Source organism: Sphingobacterium lactis (assembly GCF_051951495.1).
In the GTDB taxonomy this organism is placed as follows: domain Bacteria; phylum Bacteroidota; class Bacteroidia; order Sphingobacteriales; family Sphingobacteriaceae; genus Sphingobacterium; species Sphingobacterium lactis_A.
The window spans coordinates 408560-429730 of sequence record NZ_JBNHAS010000003.1 but is presented as its reverse complement, the minus strand read 5'-3'; the positions used below and the strand labels follow the sequence as shown (position 1 = coordinate 429730).

Annotated in this window: 14 protein-coding genes and 1 tRNA gene; 10 read left to right on the top strand and 5 right to left on the bottom strand. The window is 37.9% G+C overall.

Annotation, left to right across the window (positions count from 1 at the left end; translation table 11 throughout):
• Positions 1–366 precede the first annotated feature (366 nt).
• From ACP6L2_RS13905 to ACP6L2_RS13865, 9 genes are all read left to right on the top strand, one after another.
• Positions 367–2163: an amidohydrolase gene (locus tag ACP6L2_RS13905; RefSeq protein ID WP_440509939.1), complete on the top strand. Its 1797-nt coding sequence runs from the start codon at positions 367–369 to the stop codon at positions 2161–2163.
• Positions 2164–2210: 47 nt separating this feature from the next.
• Positions 2211–3524 (top strand): cytochrome ubiquinol oxidase subunit I, encoded by a 1314-nt coding sequence (locus tag ACP6L2_RS13900; protein WP_440509938.1) that lies wholly within the window; start codon positions 2211–2213, stop codon positions 3522–3524.
• A gap of 19 nt (positions 3525–3543) precedes the next feature.
• Positions 3544–4524 carry a cytochrome d ubiquinol oxidase subunit II gene (locus ACP6L2_RS13895; RefSeq protein ID WP_440509937.1) on the top strand — a complete coding sequence of 327 codons (981 nt, stop codon included), beginning with the start codon at positions 3544–3546 and terminating at the stop codon, positions 4522–4524.
• Positions 4525–4529: 5 nt separating this feature from the next.
• A complete protein-coding gene (locus tag ACP6L2_RS13890; protein ID WP_344675199.1) occupies positions 4530–4712 on the top strand; it encodes a hypothetical protein in 183 nt (60 codons plus the stop codon).
• The gene (locus tag ACP6L2_RS13885; protein WP_440509936.1) at positions 4705–6366 is read left to right on the top strand and encodes an ATP-binding cassette domain-containing protein; all 1662 of its coding nucleotides are present in this window, start codon (positions 4705–4707) and stop codon (positions 6364–6366) included. Before ACP6L2_RS13890 ends, ACP6L2_RS13885 begins: the two co-directional genes overlap by 8 nt.
• Positions 6363–7958 (top strand): ATP-binding cassette domain-containing protein, encoded by a 1596-nt coding sequence (locus ACP6L2_RS13880; RefSeq protein ID WP_440509935.1) that lies wholly within the window; start codon positions 6363–6365, stop codon positions 7956–7958. The genes ACP6L2_RS13885 and ACP6L2_RS13880 overlap by 4 nt, the downstream gene beginning before the upstream one ends.
• Before the next feature lie 678 nt (positions 7959–8636).
• A complete protein-coding gene (locus tag ACP6L2_RS13875) occupies positions 8637–11219 on the top strand; it encodes a type I restriction-modification system subunit M (protein ID WP_440509934.1) in 2583 nt (860 codons plus the stop codon).
• A gap of 3 nt (positions 11220–11222) precedes the next feature.
• A complete protein-coding gene (locus tag ACP6L2_RS13870; RefSeq protein ID WP_440509933.1) occupies positions 11223–12437 on the top strand; it encodes a restriction endonuclease subunit S in 1215 nt (404 codons plus the stop codon).
• Between the two features lie 17 nt (positions 12438–12454).
• On the top strand, positions 12455–15727 hold the full coding sequence (locus ACP6L2_RS13865; protein ID WP_440509932.1) for a type I restriction endonuclease subunit R: 3273 nt from the start codon (positions 12455–12457) through the stop codon (positions 15725–15727).
• A gap of 101 nt (positions 15728–15828) precedes the next feature.
• Here ACP6L2_RS13865 and ACP6L2_RS13860 read toward each other — a convergent pair whose 3' ends face one another.
• The 3 genes from ACP6L2_RS13860 to ACP6L2_RS13850 form a co-directional block, all read right to left on the bottom strand.
• Positions 15829–16389, bottom strand: a complete 561-nt coding sequence (locus ACP6L2_RS13860) for a hypothetical protein (RefSeq protein ID WP_440509931.1) — start codon at positions 16387–16389, stop codon at positions 15829–15831.
• Between the two features lie 153 nt (positions 16390–16542).
• Positions 16543–16615: transfer RNA gene (locus ACP6L2_RS13855), tRNA-Lys, on the bottom strand.
• A 98-nt stretch (positions 16616–16713) separates the two neighbouring features.
• On the bottom strand, positions 16714–17430 hold the full coding sequence (locus ACP6L2_RS13850; protein ID WP_440509930.1) for a DUF6683 family protein: 717 nt from the start codon (positions 17428–17430) through the stop codon (positions 16714–16716).
• 223 nt (positions 17431–17653) lie between these two features.
• Here ACP6L2_RS13850 and ACP6L2_RS13845 point away from each other — a divergent pair, with 223 nt between their 5' ends.
• Positions 17654–17944, top strand: coding sequence for a GNAT family N-acetyltransferase (locus tag ACP6L2_RS13845; RefSeq protein WP_440509929.1), 291 nt, complete (start codon positions 17654–17656; stop codon positions 17942–17944).
• Positions 17945–18025: 81 nt separating this feature from the next.
• On the opposite strand, the gene ACP6L2_RS13840 is transcribed toward ACP6L2_RS13845, so the two are convergent.
• Together ACP6L2_RS13840 and ACP6L2_RS13835 are read right to left on the bottom strand one after the other, a co-directional pair.
• On the bottom strand, positions 18026–19588 hold the full coding sequence (locus ACP6L2_RS13840) for a calcineurin-like phosphoesterase C-terminal domain-containing protein (protein ID WP_440509928.1): 1563 nt from the start codon (positions 19586–19588) through the stop codon (positions 18026–18028).
• A gap of 339 nt (positions 19589–19927) precedes the next feature.
• Positions 19928–21103, bottom strand: coding sequence for an MFS transporter (locus ACP6L2_RS13835; protein WP_440509927.1), 1176 nt, complete (start codon positions 21101–21103; stop codon positions 19928–19930).
• Positions 21104–21171 lie beyond the last annotated feature (68 nt).

Here is a 21171-nt window from a genome sequence, read left to right as displayed (position 1 = left end):
AATAGGTGTTTAAACACGAGAAATAATTAGATATTTCCTTATTTTCAGCAAGAAAAACAAACGATCATTGAAAATCACTTGATTTCAAGTTCAACATTTTGTTTAACGCAATAGATTTCACGCTAATAATTTTAAGCAAGCAATTTTGCTTAATCATTTTGTTTAAAAAATAACTTATGAGCAATAAAACGTCGAGTTAAGTCTTGCCTCATTAGCAGCAGACCTCATACGTTTCATGCACACAAATCATAAAGTTCAGCCGAATAAATTAATGTACAAGAGAATAATGACTGTTAAGAGTACAAGCGAATAAAAACAACACATATAGCTATCAAATAATCAAATCTATTCAAAACGAAATCACATATGAAAAAAAGCATCCGACATTTACTATTACTCACGAGTCTGCTAACAGTTAGTAGCCTTAGTTCGAATTTATATGCTCAGGAAAAAGCCGATTTGGTTATTCATAATGCGAAAGTTCATAGCATGGAAAACGACTATACAGTTGCTGAGGCTATTGCTATAAAGGGCAATAAAATCATCGCTGTGGGTTCCAACCAGGAGATCAAGAAAAACCAAGGAAAGAATAGCAAAGTCATCGATGCCAAAGGCAAGACTGTTATTCCTGGACTATTTGATTCTCATGCCCATGTGATTCGTGCCGGTCGTTTTTACAACAGTGAATTGCGATGGGATGGTGTTAAAAGCTTGGATAGAGCATTACAATTATTAAAAGAACAGGCTCAACGAACTCCAAAAGACCAATGGGTGAGAGTGGTTGGCGGTTGGTCTCCTTTTCAATTCAAGGAACAAAGAGATCCCACATTAGAAGAAATCAATGCGGCAACTGGTGATGTACCGACCTTTGTGTTGTACCTATATGGAAAAGCTTATCTCAATAAGGCAGGTATTAAAGCCCTCAAGCTTGATGAAAATACGGAGAACCCAATCGGTGGTTTAATAGAAAAAGATAAAGATGGAAAGCCTACAGGGATGCTATTTGCAGAACCTAATGCATTTATCCTGTATTCTACTTTAGGCAAGCTTCCAGAGCTTAGTAAAGAAGAAAAAATTAACTCCACTTTACAATATATGACCGAGTTAAACCGATTAGGGATTACCTCGGTAATGGATGCAGGAGGTGGTTTTCAAAATTATCCAGATGATTACAGCATTACTGACGAATTAAATGATCAAGGAAAAATTACCTTAAGACTTCCGCATTACTTATTTGCGCAAAAGAAAGGGCAAGAACTAAACGATTATACGAAATGGGTCGGTATGGTTGATGTGGGTATTCATCCTAAAGCTACAGCCATTCCAAGGGATTATTATGTGGCAGGTGCTGGAGAGAATATTGTTTCAGATGCCGGAGACTTTGAAAACTTTATTTTCCCAAGACCAGAATTGCCGGATTCCATGGAAACACAATTGCTTCCAGTCATTCGATTATTGGTGAATAATAGATGGCCATTTAGACTGCATGCTACCTATGATCAAACCATCGGCCGTATGTTGGATGTCATAGAAGCTGTAAACGAAGAGAACCCTTTAAATGATTTAGTTTGGTTTATTGACCATGCTGAAACGGTTAGTGAAGCAAATCTTAAGCGTATCAAAGCATTGGGTGGTGGTATTGCCATTCAGAACAGGATGTCCTTTCAAGGAGAAAACTTCATCCGTCGTTATGGCAAGAAAGCTGCGAATGAAGCCCCTCCAATTCATAAGATCTTACAGATGGGGATTCCACTTGGATTAGGAACAGATGCTACTCGTGTATCTTCTTATAATCCTTGGATAGCCTTGCATTGGCTAGTATCAGGCAAGACAGTAGGTGATACAGAAATATTAAGTCCCGATCATAGATTATCTAGAGCACAAGCCTTACAGTTGTTGACTAAAGGAGGCTATGAGCTTATAAAACAAGGAAATGAGAAGGGACTTCTTAAAAAAGGATATTATGCGGATTTAGCCATTCTAGATGAGGATTATTTCAGTATCGATGAAAGTAAAATCAAGGAATTAAAATCAAACCTGACCATCGTTGATGGGAAGATTGTATATGCCGATGAGCAGTTTCCAGGTTTAACAACAAAGAAGCTTGAGGTTATCCCAGCATGGAGTCCTGTAAAACATTACGGAGGCTATCAGTATCAGTAGTATAATGCAAATGAATACAAAAGGTTAAAATAAACGAAATACATCACATGGAATTATTAGCCGTTGAGTTGTTGTCCCGTTGGCAATTTGGTTTTACAGCAGCAATTCACATTCTATTCCCATCCATCTCCATTGGATTATCCTTTTGGTTGGTCTATTGGTATTACCGGTACTTGAAAACAGAGAACGAGGCCTATATAAAGCTATACAATTTTTGGAAGAAGATCTTTGCTGTAGGCTTTGGTTTAGGTATTGTTAGTGGTACAGTTATGACCTTTGAGTTTGGGCTCAATTGGTCTCGATATGCACATGCTGTAGGCCCAATATTAGGTGTCATCATCAGTATGGAGGTCATAACTGCCTTTTTCTTGGAGGCAGGATTTATTGGCATCATGCTTTATGCAGGCAAGCGAGTAAGTAAAAAGGTCATGTTTTTAGCTACTTGTATGGTTGCCCTGGGGACTCTGATGTCCATGACTTGGATTATGAGTGCCAACTCCTGGATGCAGACACCAGAAGGCTATGAGTTTGTCAATGGTCAATTCCTTCCCAAAGATTGGATGGCCATCATCTTTAATAAATCTTTTGTCATTCGATTACTTCATATTGTATTGGGTGTAGCCTTGACCAGCACCTTGGTGGTTAATGGGGTATCTGCTTATTATCTTTTGAAAAAAAGAGATGTATATATACATCGCCGGGTATTCAATCAGGCTATGGTTTTCTTGACAATCCTCATTCCCTTTCAACTTTATGTTGGGGATGAGACGGCATTATTAATTGGACTTGAGGGTGGACAGACCGGGAAATTATTAGCTCTAGAAGGCCATTTCAACGATGAAAGTGCCGATTGGCTGATTGCCATTGATGCCAACCAAAAGGAACAGAAAAACAACTGGCAATTCGGAATTCCTAAGCTTGGAGGGCTATTGATTAATAAGGATCCTAACAAACCAATCCCAGGATTGAATAATGTTCCAATTGAAAATCAACCTCCTGTCAATACGATCTTTTACACGTTTCGTATCATGTTTTTCATTGCTATTCTAATATACATATTTGTATTTGCAGGTTTATTTGCACGAGTCCGAGGGACCTTTTTTACCAGTAAATTTCTACAGAAGTTTGCGGTATATATGTCTCCTATTGGCTTTGTTGCTATTGTCTGTGGTTGGTTAACAGCAGAAATCGGTCGTCAACCATTTGTGGTCTATGGCCTTTTACGGACAGACGAAGCCTATAGCATGCTTACAGAAAAACAGGTTGCAATAACCCTATCTATGATCATTCTGATTTATGCATTTGCCATCATTATGTATTTACGGTATTTCCAAAAACAGGTTAGAGTAGGTTTAAAATAATCCAATAAGAAAAAGCGATATGACAATTGAAATTTATATAGCATTAGCATTGATCGGATTTGCATTGACATTCTATTTGATGTTGGATGGTTATGACGTAGGATTGGGAATTATGCTACCCTTTCAAGGAAATATTCAGGATCAACGTGTTTTGGTTTCCATCGTACAATCGAGTTGGGATGGAAATGAAAGCTGGATTATCTTAATCGGGACTATGCTCTGGGGCGCATTCCCTGGTGTTTATTCTACCGTATTGCCCGATCATTATATTTATCTCTACATCATGCTGTTCGGCTTTTTCCTTAGAGCTGTCAGCATGGAGTTTCAAGGAACTAAAAGACAATTTGCCCAATATTGGCGCTATCTGTTTTTTCTGTCCAGCTGGATGATTGTACTCCCTCAAGGCCTAATCTTCGCCAATATTATCTGTAGTTTCTTGAACCCTGCAGTAGTTAATCATGTCATCATGAACACTTGTATTGTACTATTATTGGTTTTGATGTATGGGATTAATGGAATGAACTGGCAATACATGAAGTCGGTAGGACGCGTGAAGAAAAAGGCTGTTCTATTCAGCAGATGGTTGATTGTTTCATTCCTTATCATCTTCTCCATCAGCTTATGGATGTTGCTGCAAAAAGATGCCATATTAATCAGCTTTAGTAAGGAGCGTGCCATTGCTCTTATTGCAGTTGCGGTATTGATTTACATGGTCTTGATATTCATGTATTCTTATTACAGCTTTAAGAAAGTACAACAACATGTAGCCACCTTTTATGCTGCATTAATGATAGATTTATTATTAGTTATAGGTCTAGGATTATTTATGTTCCCTTATATTAGTCCGGAGGTGTTAATAGAAAATACAGCATCCCCTAGTCCAAGCAGTATTCGCTTTTTGGTGATTGGAGTAGGTTTATGTATGCCTATGGTACTTTGGTATAATTTATTTGCTTATCGCGTATTTAAAGGAAAACAGAAATACGTCAATAAACACTAAACATTATGAAAATATTATCCCGTATTGTGTTGAATTTAATATTCCTGGTCATTGGCTCCCTCCTATTCTTCGCCTTCTTAGGTGTACTAGGAATGGCTACTGCATTAATATCAGGAGCTGTATTCGGAATTCTTGCAGGAAGTCTCTTACCAAACCTTCTTAAGAAAAGAAACGATATTGATGCTTAAAGAATCAAAAGAGTGGTTGCATTCATATATTGCTAGCATAAAAAAGTATTGGATTTTAGGGGCAATATTTACCCTTTTGGGATCTATATGTTTTGTTGCCTTCGCTTTTTCGATTTCTCAATTCTTACACCTTTGGTTGAATAAGACAATAGAAGCGTATTACCTATACCTTGCTGTGGTCGCCGTAATTCTCCGCTATATTTTCAATTATTTCAGCCAGCTTTATAATGAACTGGCAGGAGAGAAATCTATGCTCTCCATGCAAGCAGATTTCTTGCAGGCCAGCTTGAACAACCAACAGGTGAAACCAAGTGAGGCTGTTCATATTTATAGCGATTTGTTGGAAGACACTAAACCTTACTTTAGCAACTTTATCCCAACTGGTATTGCCTCTGTTCTGGTAAGTGGGGCTCTCATCTTGGTTTTCTTTTATATTGATCCCATTGTTGGGGGAATATTGCTGCTCTCCTTACTGTTGATTCCCCTTCAGATGATTGCCGTGGGTTATGGCGCAGAGTCCATTCATCAGAAAAATATTCAGCTATTCTTACGATATTCTTCCGTTTTCTACAATAGAATTCAATCCATAACCAGTATTCAGAATTTAGGAAAGCTAAAACAACAAGAAGAATTCATTCAGGAAAAAAGCACTGAGGTAAATGAGGCAAATATGAAAGTTATGCATGTGGCTATGCTATCTTCTACTTTGATGGAGTTCTTTATTACCTTCAGTATTGCCATCGTTGCGCTCTATTTAGGATTAAGTTTACTGGATTATTTACCCTTTCACGAAAGAGGTGCTGGCTATCATTTTGGAAATGCCATGTTCCTTTTGATGTTAACACCCTTTTATTATGTTTACCTCAGGAAATTTGTTAGTGCCTATCATGATCGCAATAAAGCGATAGCAGTTGCTGAGCAAGCTTATGAAATTATTAAGGAACAATCATTTCCTACTGTTACATCCTCCAAAGAACTAATAGAAAACAGCATGTTCTCCAATATCTATGTCCAGAATCTATCTTTCCAATATCAAAGGCAAGGCCAGATGGTGTTGCAAGACCTAAATTTCGACTTGCCAAATAAAGGCTTGGTCTGGTTAAAAGGTATATCCGGATCGGGCAAATCAACTTTGTTAAAACTGCTGACAGGATATTTGAATCCAAGTTCTGGGACAATTACATTGGATAATTATTCAGAGGAGGAAACTGAAGAATGGTTATTAAAGAATACGGGCTATTTTAACCAGCACACTTTTGTGTTCACAGATACTATCCGAAAAAACATCGCATTAAATCAAGATTTATCAGCGAAAGAATGGACTGAACTCTTAAATTTCTCTGGCTTTCAACAGGTGCTAACAAGCAACCAATGGGACCTGGATGTTAAACTAACAAATAATGCGATACAGCTTTCAGCCGGTCAAAAACAGCTGTTAGGATTTGCCAGATTATTAGCTGAGCAAAAACCAGTTTTACTATTAGACGAACCAACTGCAAATCTGGATGCGCAATCCGAAGAGGTGCTTTTTCATAAATTAAAGGAACTCTCCAAAACTAAATTAGTCATTCTCGCTACGCATCAAACATCCGTAAAAGAATTAGCAGATTTCCAATTGGAACTATCGTTAGGTAGTCAAATCCATTTTTCATGATTAGACATATCCTACAATATTTCCTGCACAAGAACCGTACATCTTGGATCATTGGCCTAATACTCGCCATTATCTGGAGCATTTCCTTTATTGCTCTTCCTACAGTTGCTGGTTGGTTTTTAGTCGTTTGTTCCATAGTTTTTGCTACGGGCAATAGCACCTTCTCTTATTTATTCCCTTCCTCTATCATTCGCTTTATTGCCATTGTCAGAACGGCAACTAAATACTTTGATAAAACAAGAAACCATAAGACGATGCTTGGCCTAGAGCAATACTTGCAGCTACACATTTTCAAGAATCTAGGCGCTCTACCCTACTATGAAAAGCAAGTTCATGACCATTCTGAAATTGCCCATACAAGCCTTAAAGGAATACAGGCCTTATCCAATTTTCTATTGCTTTGGTTCTTCCCTTTTATCGCTTTTCTGGTTAGCTCTGTTCTTGCAGGTGTCATATTATGGGACTATGCCATCAGCTTTGCCCTTATTTACGTTGCATATTGGGCAATTGCTTTTTTCCTTGTCCCAACGATATTGCTAAGGAAAAACAAAACGCTTCACCAAAAGGCGCAGGAGATTAAAAGAGAACAGAAAAAACAGCTTCTGGAGACCTTAGAAGCTTCCATTGAAATCAAGAAACTTCAATTGACAGCATTCGCGATAGATCAGCAACAAAGCCAGAGTAAAGAATTGCACAAGCTGAATAACAAGATCCGTAAGCAGGCTATTGCCTTACAGCAAGTATCAGGTCTATTATTCACGTTGTTGGCTATCAATCTGTTGTTTCTTTTTAGTTCTGCCGGTGAATCTGTTCAAGTCAGTACCGGTATCTTCTTGGGAATTCTGGCACTTACTGAGCTTGCTGAACTATTGTTCTTCCAAAAGGCAATTAACAAGGAATTAAAGGCCAACGTACAACAGATCGATAAGCTGCTAGAGACTCCAAAAGCTATAGATATCTCTACAAGTCTTCCAGAATTGAATAGTTTGGAATTAACTAATTGGTCAGCTAAAATACCGAATGAACCGCATCCTTTTCCAACATTAAATTTCAAGCTTCAAAAAGGTAAATGGCATGCTTTAGTTGGACCAACTGGGGTTGGAAAGTCGACCTTATTAAACAGCCTGTTCTATCCCGAATACCAAGCCTCTGGAAGCATGACGTGGAATGGCTCCCCCATACAGAAGCTACCCATTCCTCAATGTATTTACATGAGCCAAAATGCCAATCTTCTGACAGGAACTATTCAGGAAAATTTCCTTCAGTACTCAGAAGCTGAAATCGAACATATCCTTGACTTGGTAGATCTTAAAGAATGGTACACTCAATTACCGGAAAAACTTCAGACTTGGATAGGTGAAAAAGGAGTCACCTTAAGTGGGGGACAAAGAAAGAAGCTGTTGTTAGCACAAAGCTTTATTCAATCTCCTGAGTTGATAATCCTCGATGAACCTACAGCAGGGATCGATAGAAGTAGCGCAAGATTGATTTTAGATAATTTAAAGCGAGAGTTCCCAGCAGTTACAGTTCTGCTTGTGACACATCAGCTGGAGTTGTTAGAGCAAGTGGATGAAGTGGTGAGGGTTGGTTGATAGAATGGGTAATGATAACTGCGGCCTTTTATCTGAATGACTTGCATGTCCCTTTTGTAAATCCTGTATAAAGAACCTGGGAATTGTAGGATTTAATATGAAGTGATTTACCTAAGACCTTAACTAATTTGGATTGTATTTCCTTTGGGTTTGGCTTAGGATTGCTAGTAGTTAAGCTTGATATTGCTTCGATACTCTATTGGATTTTCTAAGGATCTTACACGGATCTCTTTCGGAGCTCGTTCGCTTCTAACCGAACGAGATCCGAAGGAGATCCGAACAAGTTCCGAAGGAGATCCGAAGGAGTCTCGAATCCAACCCTAAGGAAACCCCTAGGAAACCCCTGTTAAACCCTAAGGAAAGTCAATCAGATTATAGACAAAAGATGAAGAGTGAATATTAGGAATCGGGAGTTAAATCAGTAAATTTTCTAACAATGTTTAATGGGATTATTAGGAAGACTTTTGTTTTATGATACGCCGTGAAGATATTGACAAGAAGAAAGAGGGTAATCATATTATAAACGCACCTCCTTATTTCCATTCTAATTGGGTGATTTCTTGAACGTTAATTCCGAGAGTTAAGGCTCATATGTTTAAAATCCAGAATTTTGGATATATTTAGTGCTAAAAATCTAATTACATACTTCGAAACGGAGCCAGATAGAATTAACAGAACATGAACAAACAACAATTAGCCGCTAAGATTTGGGAATCAGCAAATCAAATGAGATCTAAGATAGAGGCTAACGAATACAAGGATTACATATTGGGTTTCATATTCTACAAGTATTTGTGTGAATCTGAAATCAAGTTTGTGAAGAAGGAAGGCGATACTGATGAGGATATTAAGAATCTGTCAGAAGAAGATACCGAGGCAATGGAGCATATCCGTAGCAATATCGGTTACTTCATCAGCTATAACAATCTGTTTTCTACATGGATTAAAGAAGGTTATGATTTTTCGGTAGCTGATGTACGGGATGCTTTATCGGCTTTCAGTCGTTTAATAAGTCCTGCCCACAAACGCTTGTTTGACGGTATCTTCGATACATTACAAACTGGTTTGAGTAAATTAGGTGATTCCGCTGCTGCGCAAACAAAGGCGATTAGGGAGCTACTTCAATTAATCAAAGACATCCCGATGGATGGCAAGCAGGATTACGATGTGCTGGGATTTATCTACGAATACCTAATCGAGAAGTTTGCATCCAACGCAGGAAAGAAAGCTGGTGAGTTCTATACTCCACACGAAGTTTCATTGTTGATGTCTGATATAATAGCAAATCATTTACGTGACAAAGAAACGATAGAAATTTATGATCCTACATCGGGCTCAGGATCCCTATTAATCAACATTGGCAAAAGTTTAACTCGTCATATAGACGGCAAAGATAATATCAAATACTTCGCCCAGGAGTTGAAGCAGAATACATACAACTTGACACGTATGAACTTAATAATGCGTGGTCTCAAACCAAATAATATAGTAACACGTAATGGTGATACGCTTGAGGAAGATTGGCCTTATTTTGAAGAAAGTGATCCAATAAATTCCTACAGTCCATTATATGTAGACGCGGTAGTATCCAATCCCCCATACTCCCAAAAATGGGATCCTACCGATAAGGATGCAGATGCACGTTATGCACGATTTGGGCTAGCACCAAAGTCTAAGGCTGATTTTGCGTTCTTGTTGCACGATCTGTACCATTTAAAACCAGATGGTATCATGGCTATCGTATTACCTCACGGTGTATTATTCCGCGGTGGTGAAGAAGGTACTATCCGTAAAAACTTGATTGAGCAAAACCACATCGATGCTATTATTGGATTACCTGCGAATATCTTCTTCGGTACAGGTATTCCTACAGTCATATTGATCTTGAAGCAAAAGCGTACAGCATCTGATATATTGGTGATTGATGCTTCGAAAGGATTTGTTAAAGATGCTAAAAATAATAAGCTTCGTGCTTCAGATATAAAACGTATTACCGATACCGTAATTAATCGTCAAAATGTACCGCAATTTGCTAAGGTCGTATCTCGAGAAGAAATTCGCGATAATGAGTATAACTTAAACATTCCACGCTATGTGGATTCATCAGAACCTGCAGAACAATGGGATATTTACGCTACAATGTTTGGTGGCATACCTACTACAGAGATAAACACTTTGGAGGAGTTCTGGAAAGAATTACCTACGCTTCAAAATGAATTATTCGAGCAAGTATCTTCTGAGATTGCTTCCTTGAAATCATCGGATGTGAAAGGGACCGTGAAGGCAAATACCGATGTACAGGCTTTCATCCGAAAATTCCAGGAAAGCTTCCGTGATTTTGATATGTTTCTAAAAAAGCGACTCATAGATAATGTGCAGCAAGTGAAATTGGTACGAGAGATAGCGTCTTTGAGTATAGAGATTTTCAAACGTATGGAGCACTTGCCGTTGGTAGATCGCTATCAGGCTTATCAATTATTGGAAGATAAATGGGAAGAAATCTCTGGCGACATTGAGATGTTACAGACAGAAGGATTAGCAGCAGCTAAACAGGTAGATGCGAATATCGTGGTGAAGAAGATCAAGTCAAAGGATACTGAAGTACAGGATGGTTGGAAAGGTCATGTTTTCCCGTTCGAACTTGTACAGCAGGTATTACTACAGGACGAATTGGCTGCGCTTACTGACAAGCAAAATCGTATAGCTAGTATAGGGTCTGAACTGGAAGTAATACTAGAAGGTATATCTGAAGAAGCCAAAGAAAGTAGCATAGTCAATGAAGCTAAAGATGCATTTGTATCTGCTGAATTGGTTAAGTATCTGAAAGAAGTCAACGCTGAAATCAAAAGAGGTATAATTTATGCGGAGGATAGCGATGAGGCGCAGGTTTTAAAAGCAAACAAGTTGTTGGCAGATGACAAGGTTCTTAAAAAGGAATTGAAGAAAGCTACAGATGATTTACACACACTAACGAAAAATACAATTGAGAGTTTATCCGACGAGCAAGTTGTATCCTTGTTAAAGCAGAAATGGATTCGTCCTTTAGTGGTTGGTATACAGGATCTACCAACTCAAGTATTGCAACAGTTAATACAAAAAGTGGAACATTTGGCATCAAAATATAGCACAACGTTAAAGGATGTGGCTACGAGTATAAAGCAAACGGAGAAGTCCTTGTCCGATTTGATGAATGAATTAACAGGTTCAGATTACGACATGCAAGGTATTCAAGCCCTTCAACAATTGTTAAGAGCGGAGTAAATTATGGAAATTAGAAATCCTGAATTACGATTTAAAAATGCTAATTGTACTTGGGAGCGAAAATGTCTCAGTGAGATTGCCAATAGATTTGACAATTTAAGGATACCTGTTAAAGCCTCCGAAAGGGAAATAGGTGAGATTCCGTACTATGGTGCGAATGGTATTCAGAGTTTCGTCAATGGCTTTACTCATGAGGGTGAATTCGTTCTATTAGCTGAAGACGGTGCCAACGATCTTAAAAACTATCCAATTCAATATGTAGAAGGCAAAATTTGGGTAAATAATCATGCACATGTCATTCAAGGGATTAATACAAATAATAGATTCTTAGCAAATGCGCTTAAACAAGTAAATTTTGAAAAATTTTTAGTAGGCGGAGGCCGTGCAAAGTTAAATTCGAACATTATGATGGACATCGAAATAACGATTTCATCAGATTACAAAGAACAGACCCAAATCGGTAACTTCTTCAAAAGCTTGGATGAGAAGATAGCTCTACTAGAGCAGAAGCATGAAAAACTTGTGCAGCTGAAGAAGGCGATGTTGGATAAGATGTTTCCAAAACCTGAAGCTAAAGTGCCTGAGATTCGTTTTAGAGGGTTTTCTGGTGATTGGGAGGAAGATTTGATGGATTTACATATGGATTTCAATTTGCCGACAAATTCATATTCCAGAGCAATGCTTAATGATAACGAAGGAACTGTAAAGAATATACATTATGGAGACATATTGGTGAGATATAGTTCGATTCTTTCGGTTAAGGATACTAAGATTCCATTTGTTAGTGGGGTAAATAAAAGTGATTTTAAGAGTCAACTCTTATGTGAAGGCGATGTGATATTTGCAGATGCAGCAGAAGATAATGCCGTAGGTAAAGCGATAGAAATTGTGGATCTTGGAGATGATTACGTAGTATCTGGCCTACACACAATTGTTGCTAGACCGTTAATTCCGTTTAGCAAGTGTTTTTTAGGGTACTATATTAATTCCAAATCATACCACGATCAGTTACTTTGTTTGATGCAGGGGACTAAAGTTTTATCAATTAGCAAGACATCATTGAAAAAAACTACGCTGAAATTTCCGAAGAGTAATGATGAACAACAGAAAATCGGAGAATATTTCGAGAAGTTAGACAAGCTAATTGCGAAATCAACTGTTTTAATCGACAAATTTAAGAATATAAAGCAGGCCCTATTGAGTAAGATGTTTGTATAAAACCCAGACCAAACCATATGACTACTTTTACTAGCGAAGCGGAATTTGAAAAGGCACTTGTTCAATTACTAACAACAAAAGGTTGGGAAGATCAGATCATTCACCGACCTACGGAAGAGGATTTGTTGGCTAATTGGGCACAGATTCTCTTTGAAAACAACAGCGGAATTGATCGACTAAACGATGTTCCGTTGACAAATAGCGAGATGCAACAAATCATAGAGCAAATTCAAGTTTTACGTACTCCCCTACGTTTGAATGGTTTTATCAATGGTAAAACGGTATCAATTGTCCGTGATAACCCGAAGGACAAGGAACATCTAGGTAAAGAGGTGAGTTTGAAAATCTATGATCGTCAAGAAATTGCTGCAGGACAAAGCCGTTATCAGATAGTAACTCAACCTCGCTATAAGAGCAAATCAAAGATTTTAAACGACAGACGTGGTGATTTAATACTGCTCATCAACGGTATGCCTCTCATCCACCTAGAATTGAAACGCTCTGGAATTCATATTTCTCAGGCAACAAACCAAATAGAGAAATATGCCTTTGAAGGTCTATTTTCTGGTCTATTTGCATTGGTGCAGATTTTTGTCGCTTTGACGCCAGAAGAAACAGTGTACTTTGCGAATCCAGGACCGGAAGTGCGTTTCAATAAAGATTACTACTTTCATTGGGCGGATTTTAATAATATTCCAATAAATGACTGGCGTGAGATTGCTTCTACTTTGATCTCAATACCTATGGCGCATCAGCTTATCGGTTTTTATACCGTAGCAGACAATTCTGATGGTGTTTTGAAAGTTATGCGTAGTTATCAGTATTATGCAGCCAATGCTATTTCTAGTCGTGTCGCGCAAACAGATTGGAAGCGCCCCAATATCCGTGGGGGTTACATTTGGCATACGACGGGTTCTGGAAAAACAATGACCTCCTTCAAATCGGCACAGCTTATTGCAACAAGTAAAGATGCAGATAAGGTGGTGTTCTTGATGGATAGAATAGAATTAGGTACACAATCACTGCGTGAATATCGTGGTTTTGCGGATGAAAGCCAGTCAGTTCAAGCTACGGAAGACACATATGTATTAATCAGCAAACTCAAAAGTTCAGATCCAGCCGACACACTTATTGTTACTTCTATCCAAAAAATGAGTAACATTGAAGCAGATGGTATGAACGCACATGATTTAGAAATAATGCGCAACAAGCGTATGGTTATTATTATAGATGAAGCGCATCGTACAGTATTTGGTGAAACTATGCTACCAGCTATTCGTGCAGCTTTTCCAAAGGCAATGTTATTTGGTTTTACAGGCACGCCAATTCAAAATGAGAACAACAGAAAAAATACGGATACTTCAACTATTTTTGGTAACGAATTACATCGATATAGTTTAGCAGATGGTATTGGAGATAAGAATGTGTTAGGTTTTGATCCATACAAGATTTTAACATACAAAGATAAAGATGTTCGTCAGGCTGTTGCATTACAACAGGCGAAAGCTCAAAATTTAGAAGAAGTCATGAGTGATGATGTAAAACGAAAAGTATACTACCACTTTATGGATTCAAGCCAAGTCAAAATGGCTGGACATTACAATAAATCAGGTAAATTCGTAAAGGGGATAGAAGACTACCTTAACAAAGCACAATACGAACGAATAGAACACCAAAGGACTGTTGTTGAGGATATTAAAGACAACTGGATCCGTCTAAGTCACAACTTCAAGTTTCATGCTATTTTAGCCACAAGCAGCATCAGCGAAGCAATTGAGTATTATCGATTATTAAAACAAGAATTTCCGAAATTGAAAGTGACAGCATTATTTGATCCACATGTTGATAATAATGACGGTTTTGTATTCAAGGAAGATGGCCTGGTTGAAATATTAACAGATTACAACAGTCGCTACAAACAAGATTTCAATTTGGCCTCTCATGCAAGGTTTAAAAAGGATTTATCAAATCGTTTAGCACATAAAAAACCATATGATCGAATCCAACAATCTCCTGATCAGCAAATTGATCTACTGATTGTGGTTGACCAAATGCTCACTGGGTTTGATAGTAAATGGATTAACACCTTGTATCTTGATAAGGTAATTGTCTACGAAAATATTATTCAAGCATTTTCCCGTACTAATCGTTTGTTTGGTCCTGAAAAACCTTTTGGGGTAATAAGATATTACCGCTTTCCCAATACAATGGAAGAACATATAAACCGTGCAGTAAAGTTGTATTCTGGAGATCGACCATACGGTTTATTCGTAGAGCATTTAGCTGAAAATCTTGAAAGAATGAACTTCGCCTTTACGCAAATTGAGTTACTATTTAGAAATGCTGGAATAGAAAACTTTGAAAGACTACCAGAGAACCAAGCTGAGCGTGGGCAGTTCTCCAAATTGTTCAAGGAGTTGAATCAGTATTTAGAATCTGCAAAAATTCAAGGCTTCCTCTGGACTAAATCAAGCTATATCTTTAAAGACGGGCACGGAAGCAAAAACCGAGTAATCGATATGTTATTTAATGAGCACGATTACAATACTCTTCTAAAACGATATAAGGAAATGTTTAGTGAAGGTGACGGTATACCTGGAGGGGGTACAGATATACCTTTCGAAATTGATCCTTACCTAGTAGAAATAGACACCGGTAAAATAGATTCAGAATACATGAATTCTAGATTCGTGAAGTATCTAAAATCTATAGAACAAAAAGATATCACAGCAGAGGAAAGGGAAGCTATATTGGATGAACTCCATAAGTCGTTTACTACTCTTAACCAAGAAGAGCAGAAATATGCCAATATCTTCTTGAATGATTTGCTAAGTGGAAATGTTCAGCTTCAGCAGAATAAAGCGTTTATTGATTATATAACGGAATATGCATCAGCAGCTAAAAATTATCAGGTTAACCAACTTGTAAAAGCAATTGGTGTAGACGCAAAATTACTGCAGGCTTTTATGCATAAGTATATTACTGAAACCAACATAAATGACTTTGGGCGGTTTGACGCATTGAAGGCTTCTGTTGATCGTGAGTTGGCAAAAATGCACTTTGAGAAACAAGAAGGGACTGCTTTAACTCCTTTCAAAATTAGCGTACGAATTGACAGACTATTAAAGGATTTTATACTAAACGACGGTATTGATATAGGAGAAAGCTTTGAATATTATAAAGCGAAGAATAAAGGTTCCTCCAATGATTTAGGAGATTATAACTCCTCATTTAAGAACAAACCATATCAAGAAAGAGATATGGAAGGAAATACTGCCGCAGAGAAATAGGTTTTGTCTAAAATAATAAATGATTTTCCTTATAATAAAGTTCCTGCAGAATTTATGACGTTTTGTAAATTAGCTTGATAATGATTTAGATAAAAAAGTAATTAAAGATTGCTGGCACAATCATAACTAGTGCATTTAGAATTATATAGATGCTTAAGCTCAGCCATTCCTATGCCTAGGGAGTTGATAAAGTATAAGGGATAGAAAAAGTCGTCGTATCCTACGGTAGATTCCGGCGTATAATTAATCTCCTTTTCCCAACTTGATTTATCTCCTGATTCTGTTGCGACCACACTGTCGGCTTCTACATCCAGATTATATTCAAGGCGTCTAATCAATTTTCCCTGATCAAATATCTCGATAAACATATAGGGTACCCAGATATCAATTGTCATATTAAACACAAAATCATCTGCAGAAAGTAATTCAGCAATGCTTGCCCCCTTTTGTTCCAGCATATCTCCTTCCACGATAACATATCCTTTGGCTGCGGAAGTGAAAATTAAAGTATTTGGAGTTTTATCCTGACCTTCCAATAACTGTTCCCAGCTGAGATCCTCTTTACGTTTTTGCAAAGACAGCATTTGCACTAGCTTATGTGCGTGTTCTTCCTTTAATATGATCCAACTCTTACAGCTGAAGGTATTAAATAGTTCTTCCATTATTTTGCTCGGATTTGCTACACTTAAAAATAAAGAAAAATAACCTATTATTTTTGACTGGCTTATTTTGAACACATCTTGATCGTTCGTCAAATGTTCGTTATTAACAAAAAAATCAGGATGTCATTTTATACAACACCCTGATTATTTACGTGACCCCGCTGAGGCTCGAACTCAGGACCCACAGATTAAGAGTCTGTTGCTCTACCAACTGAGCTACGAAGTCTTTGAATGAGTCAAAGGTACAATCCCTCCTAAAAAAATCAAATAAATTCTAAAGTTTTTTGCTTTAAGTTGACACATCTCAAGCTCAAAACCGATTATCTACTTATTGTAGGAAAACCCTTTCTGGCTTAATGACATTTTCTTCAAGTCAAACCCAACTTTTAATGCCCCGGTATTTACTGCCTTTGCAAGCTCCATTTGTTTTGCAGAGTTTCCAACAGCTTCTTCCTTAGCTGCATCAATCAAAGCCGCTTGTAGCAACATTAATTCTGATACCTCTTGTTTTTCAGCATCAGAAGCTGAATAAATTAAATCATTGTCACCAACAATTTGGACAGCTTGTTTTTTCACCGCTTGATAAATAACCTTATCTCCTTTCATGTCTTTATTGTTGACAGCCTCCCAGGCAGATATCAACCACACGGTATAAGAATCTGCAACATTTGTTGGCTTCAAGCCAACAGTCTCCATTACTTTACCGATCTCATTAATTACATCCGTGTTTTTAAACAATTCTTTTGTTCCCTCGGCGCCTTGAGCATCAAATTGACGTTGCTGATCCACAAACCGCTGATAAGATAGTTTTCTTTGAGTTGCTGTAGATTTATAAACAAGGAAGTCCTTAGTGGGTGGAGCCACTACTTCAGACTTTGCTATATCTTTAACCTTTTTTGGATTCTTATTCGCCTCCTGCTGCTCATATGTGTTTACATAAATACGATGATTAATATTAAATGGAGGTGTATAAATCTGTGCCGATAAGTGACTCGTTTGAAAAACAAGTATTACGATTATAGTGATGAAGAATGTTCTCATTTATTTTGTTTTAAGGGTTTTAAGAATAATTAGCTTTCTTATAGAACGGTCTTATCTCAAAATTTATTTTAAGTCCCCTTTATTATTTCTAATTGGAGATAGGAGTTAATTTATGCATTCGATATCACTAAATTTGATTAATTCACTTATCAAAACTATTCACCCCAATAGAGGCTCTAAACAAAGTCTTTTCAGCCTTGTTATTATAGCAAACAATACAAACATGAACATCCGAAATAACGAGAAGAACTTACAATTTGAATATGAGGAAAACGGGGAGATTGCTCGATTAGAATATCGTTTTTACAAGAAAAACATCGCCATGATGCATACGGTAGTTCCAGAAAGTATGCAGGGTAAGGGTATTGCTTCCGCTTTGGCTGCAGAAGCCTTTGCCTATGCAAAAGAAAGCAAGAAGAAGGTTATGGTCTATTGTCCTTTTGTGTCAAAATATATTAAGAAACATCCTGAACTAAGAGATCAGCTGGATAAGGAATTTCATCCGAACCTTTAACAGCATACATTGTCTTTTAAAAAAAAGAGCCCATGTCTCCATAGGCTCAATTTGCTGTTATGAAAATTCTGTTTTAAAATATTATTCTACAACGTCGATAACTTTGCTATTGCTATGTTTTCTACCGAACATATCCACAGCTTCAATTTCTAAAGTATGTTTACCAGCTTTCAATTTAGGAAGTTTAACTTTCCAAAGGTGAGCCGAGTTAACCGCATCACTAGGTCTTCTACCCGCTACTAAATTGGTTGCACCATCATAATTTAAAACATCTTTTAAATATGCCGGATCAGTTCCTACTACCTTTTCCATGGCTTGCCATTCTCCATTATCAAGTCTATAGCTAACTTTGTCATTTGCAGAACCTAAAAAGAAGTTCGCATAAACATGGTATCTAGCAGCATATTTAGCTTTTACAGTAGAAGGGCCAAATAGTCCGATTGTATAACTATCATCTTTTCCAGCAACCTTATAATCGAAGGAATATTTATTACCATCAATTTTCAAGATTGCATATCCCTTAGGCGTTCCATCACGCATGGTTGAAGTAGGAACACCCAATTCATTCGGTAATCCAGAATACCAATCACCAGAAGTTGTTCCAACATTGTATTCATGGTGCGGATTTGCGCCTTTCCATCCGTGATCAGCAGTATAGAAATTCTGCTGTTGGAAGTGTGTATGCGCAGAAAGAGATAATGTATTTGGATAATCAGCTAAGATATCGAATAAACGCTGTCTGTCTTTATTGCGGAAAGAAGCATCATTATCTGGATTCAAAGGAATATGGAAAGCAAGCACGATTAATTTATCCTTAGGGACAAACTTTAAGTTGTTTTCTACAAAATCCAATTGGTCTTCACGTAATCCACCCTGATATCCTTTCCCTTTTTTAGGATGTGGATAGATAATATCATCTAAGACAATAAAATGAGCATTTCCTACATTGAAAGCATAGTTTGCAGGACCAAAAACACGCTCATAGCCCTCATCTGATAAAGAGTCTTGTTGAACATCCAAGTTCATGTCGTGGTTTCCAATGACATTGTGCCAAGGAAGCCCCATTTGTCCAACAGTTTGTTTATAACTAGGGTGCAGCGTTAGGTTATCTCCTACTAAATCCCCTAAACTAATCCCGAAGATCTGACCTTGTCTATTTTTAGCTTCATCAACAATACCTTTACGGAAAAACTCCATTTCTTCAGCCGTATATGCTTGTGGATCCCCAAATACAAAGGCAGAGAAGTTAGCAGACTCTGCTTTTTGTTTCAGACCAAAATCAATGGATTTAGGCAAAGGACCTGTAGGATCAACACCAGCATATTTCATTTTTGGTGAACCCTCAGGTTTGTGGATGTAATAGAATTTAGGATGATTATCGGCATCTACCGGATGCTCATATCCTGAAGGCTTGATTACGAAAATAATGTTGTCTTTTTGGACTGGAAGGCTGTAATTCCCCTTTTTGTCGGTCTGTACTACTTCCCGACCATTACTTACACTGACACCTTCTATGCCTACTTCTTTGCGGTCCTGACGGCCATTGCCATTTAAATCGTTGTAAACCGTCCCCTTGGCAAGATCTTGCCCAAGCACTGTACCGGTCATCAAACATGCGACCAGCGACCAATATAATTTCTTCATTTTTTGTTTATGGTTGTTTAGCCACAAACTTAATAAAGTTAAGTTAAGAAATGATTAATAGTGTGTTAAGGGAAAGATTTGAGATCGCTGCGCTGTTAGATATGAGATATGAGACTTGGGTATGGCGTACTATTTGTGAAATGATGAGATGTGAAACCTAACGAACTATCTAGATAGCACCCTAGGTAGGGGCAGTACTGAGAGTTGAGTATGAGGATTTATCCTCATCGAAAACGAGCGGAATGTCTGCCCATATATATATTACGCTCTGTGTCTGACGTCTGACGTCTGACGTCTGATGTCTATCATCTGTTGTCTAAAAGCGAAGCGGTCTCACCTTCACACCTCACCCTTACGCATCCTACTAACCATAACAAACATCAGCAGGCCAAATAAAGAAAACAAGGCAAAAGAATATTGCAAGCTAAATAGTTCAGCGATATAGCCAATTAATGGAGGTGCCATTAGGAAGCCCAAAAATGATATACTAGAAACCATTGCCAAGGCTACGCCTGCTGGAATAGTCTTATGTTTACCCGCTACGCTATAGACTGTAGGAACATTACAGGCTACACCCAATCCAACCAACATAAACGCCAAGGTGCAGACATAAAGATTAGGGAATAAAACCGAGGTTAGCATTCCTGCGAACATCAAGAGTCCACTGAGCTGTAATGTGCGACGCCTTCCTAATTTAGAGATAATGCCATCTCCGATAAAGCGTCCCAATGCCATCATTACCATGAAAGAACCAAAGCCAAGAATAACCAACTTTTCTGGAGCATGTATAACTTCTGAAAAGTAAACACCGCTCCATTCAAACATGGCCCCTTCTGTCGCCATGCTAAAGAAGCCTAAAATTCCCAATTGAATAATCATCCAATCAGGTTTGTACTTCGACTTCTCCTCCTTCTCTTTTTGTTTTGGCTGCTCAGGAACAAGCAAGCGTTTGTTCCATAAGATATTAATCGTTAGCAAGAGAAACATGCCTATAAAGTGCTGCATACTTGGCAGCTCCAATTGCATACTCAGAAATCCCAACAATGCACCTGAAAAGCCCGCCAAGGACCAAGCTCCATGGAAAGAGGACATGATCGGCTTACCATAAATTTCTTCAGCCAGAACCCCTTGGGTATTGACCGATATATTACCCATGTTTCCAGCCATACCAAACAAGAATAGACTCGCACCTAAGTACCAAACATTAGGTGATAATCCGATCAAGATGAGTACAAAAGCATATAAAAAAGCTGCCCAAGGCAATACACGGTGACTTCCAAATTTATTAACCAGGAAAGCGGAAATTGGAAGAGTAACCAATTGTCCAATGGGAATCATCAATAAAAGAGTGCCTAACTCAGCTTCTGATAGTCCCAAGCTCGATTTAATACTCGGAATACGGCTAGCCCAAGTAGCAAACCCTAAGCCTTGGCCAAAGAAAAATAATGCTACTGCAATGCGAATGCGTTGTTTTTGTTGTAGAGAATATGCTGAATCAGTACTCAATGAGCTCATTAACTTAATTTTTCAGCAAAATTAGCATTATTAATTCGGCAAACTATCCTAATGAAGTGTAAAATATA

Coding starts and splice junctions, on each gene's coding strand:
- ACP6L2_RS13905 (WP_440509939.1), top strand. CDS start 367: ATGAAAAAAAGCATCCGACATTTACTATTACTCACGAGTCTGCTAACA.
- ACP6L2_RS13900 (WP_440509938.1), top strand. CDS start 2,211: ATGGAATTATTAGCCGTTGAGTTGTTGTCCCGTTGGCAATTTGGTTTT.
- ACP6L2_RS13895 (WP_440509937.1), top strand. CDS start 3,544: ATGACAATTGAAATTTATATAGCATTAGCATTGATCGGATTTGCATTG.
- ACP6L2_RS13890 (WP_344675199.1), top strand. CDS start 4,530: ATGAAAATATTATCCCGTATTGTGTTGAATTTAATATTCCTGGTCATT.
- ACP6L2_RS13885 (WP_440509936.1), top strand. CDS start 4,705: ATGCTTAAAGAATCAAAAGAGTGGTTGCATTCATATATTGCTAGCATA.
- ACP6L2_RS13880 (WP_440509935.1), top strand. CDS start 6,363: ATGATTAGACATATCCTACAATATTTCCTGCACAAGAACCGTACATCT.
- ACP6L2_RS13875 (WP_440509934.1), top strand. CDS start 8,637: ATGAACAAACAACAATTAGCCGCTAAGATTTGGGAATCAGCAAATCAA.
- ACP6L2_RS13870 (WP_440509933.1), top strand. CDS start 11,223: ATGGAAATTAGAAATCCTGAATTACGATTTAAAAATGCTAATTGTACT.
- ACP6L2_RS13865 (WP_440509932.1), top strand. CDS start 12,455: ATGACTACTTTTACTAGCGAAGCGGAATTTGAAAAGGCACTTGTTCAA.
- ACP6L2_RS13860 (WP_440509931.1), bottom strand. CDS start 16,389: ATGGAAGAACTATTTAATACCTTCAGCTGTAAGAGTTGGATCATATTA.
- ACP6L2_RS13850 (WP_440509930.1), bottom strand. CDS start 17,430: ATGAGAACATTCTTCATCACTATAATCGTAATACTTGTTTTTCAAACG.
- ACP6L2_RS13845 (WP_440509929.1), top strand. CDS start 17,654: ATGAACATCCGAAATAACGAGAAGAACTTACAATTTGAATATGAGGAA.
- ACP6L2_RS13840 (WP_440509928.1), bottom strand. CDS start 19,588: ATGAAGAAATTATATTGGTCGCTGGTCGCATGTTTGATGACCGGTACA.
- ACP6L2_RS13835 (WP_440509927.1), bottom strand. CDS start 21,103: ATGAGCTCATTGAGTACTGATTCAGCATATTCTCTACAACAAAAACAA.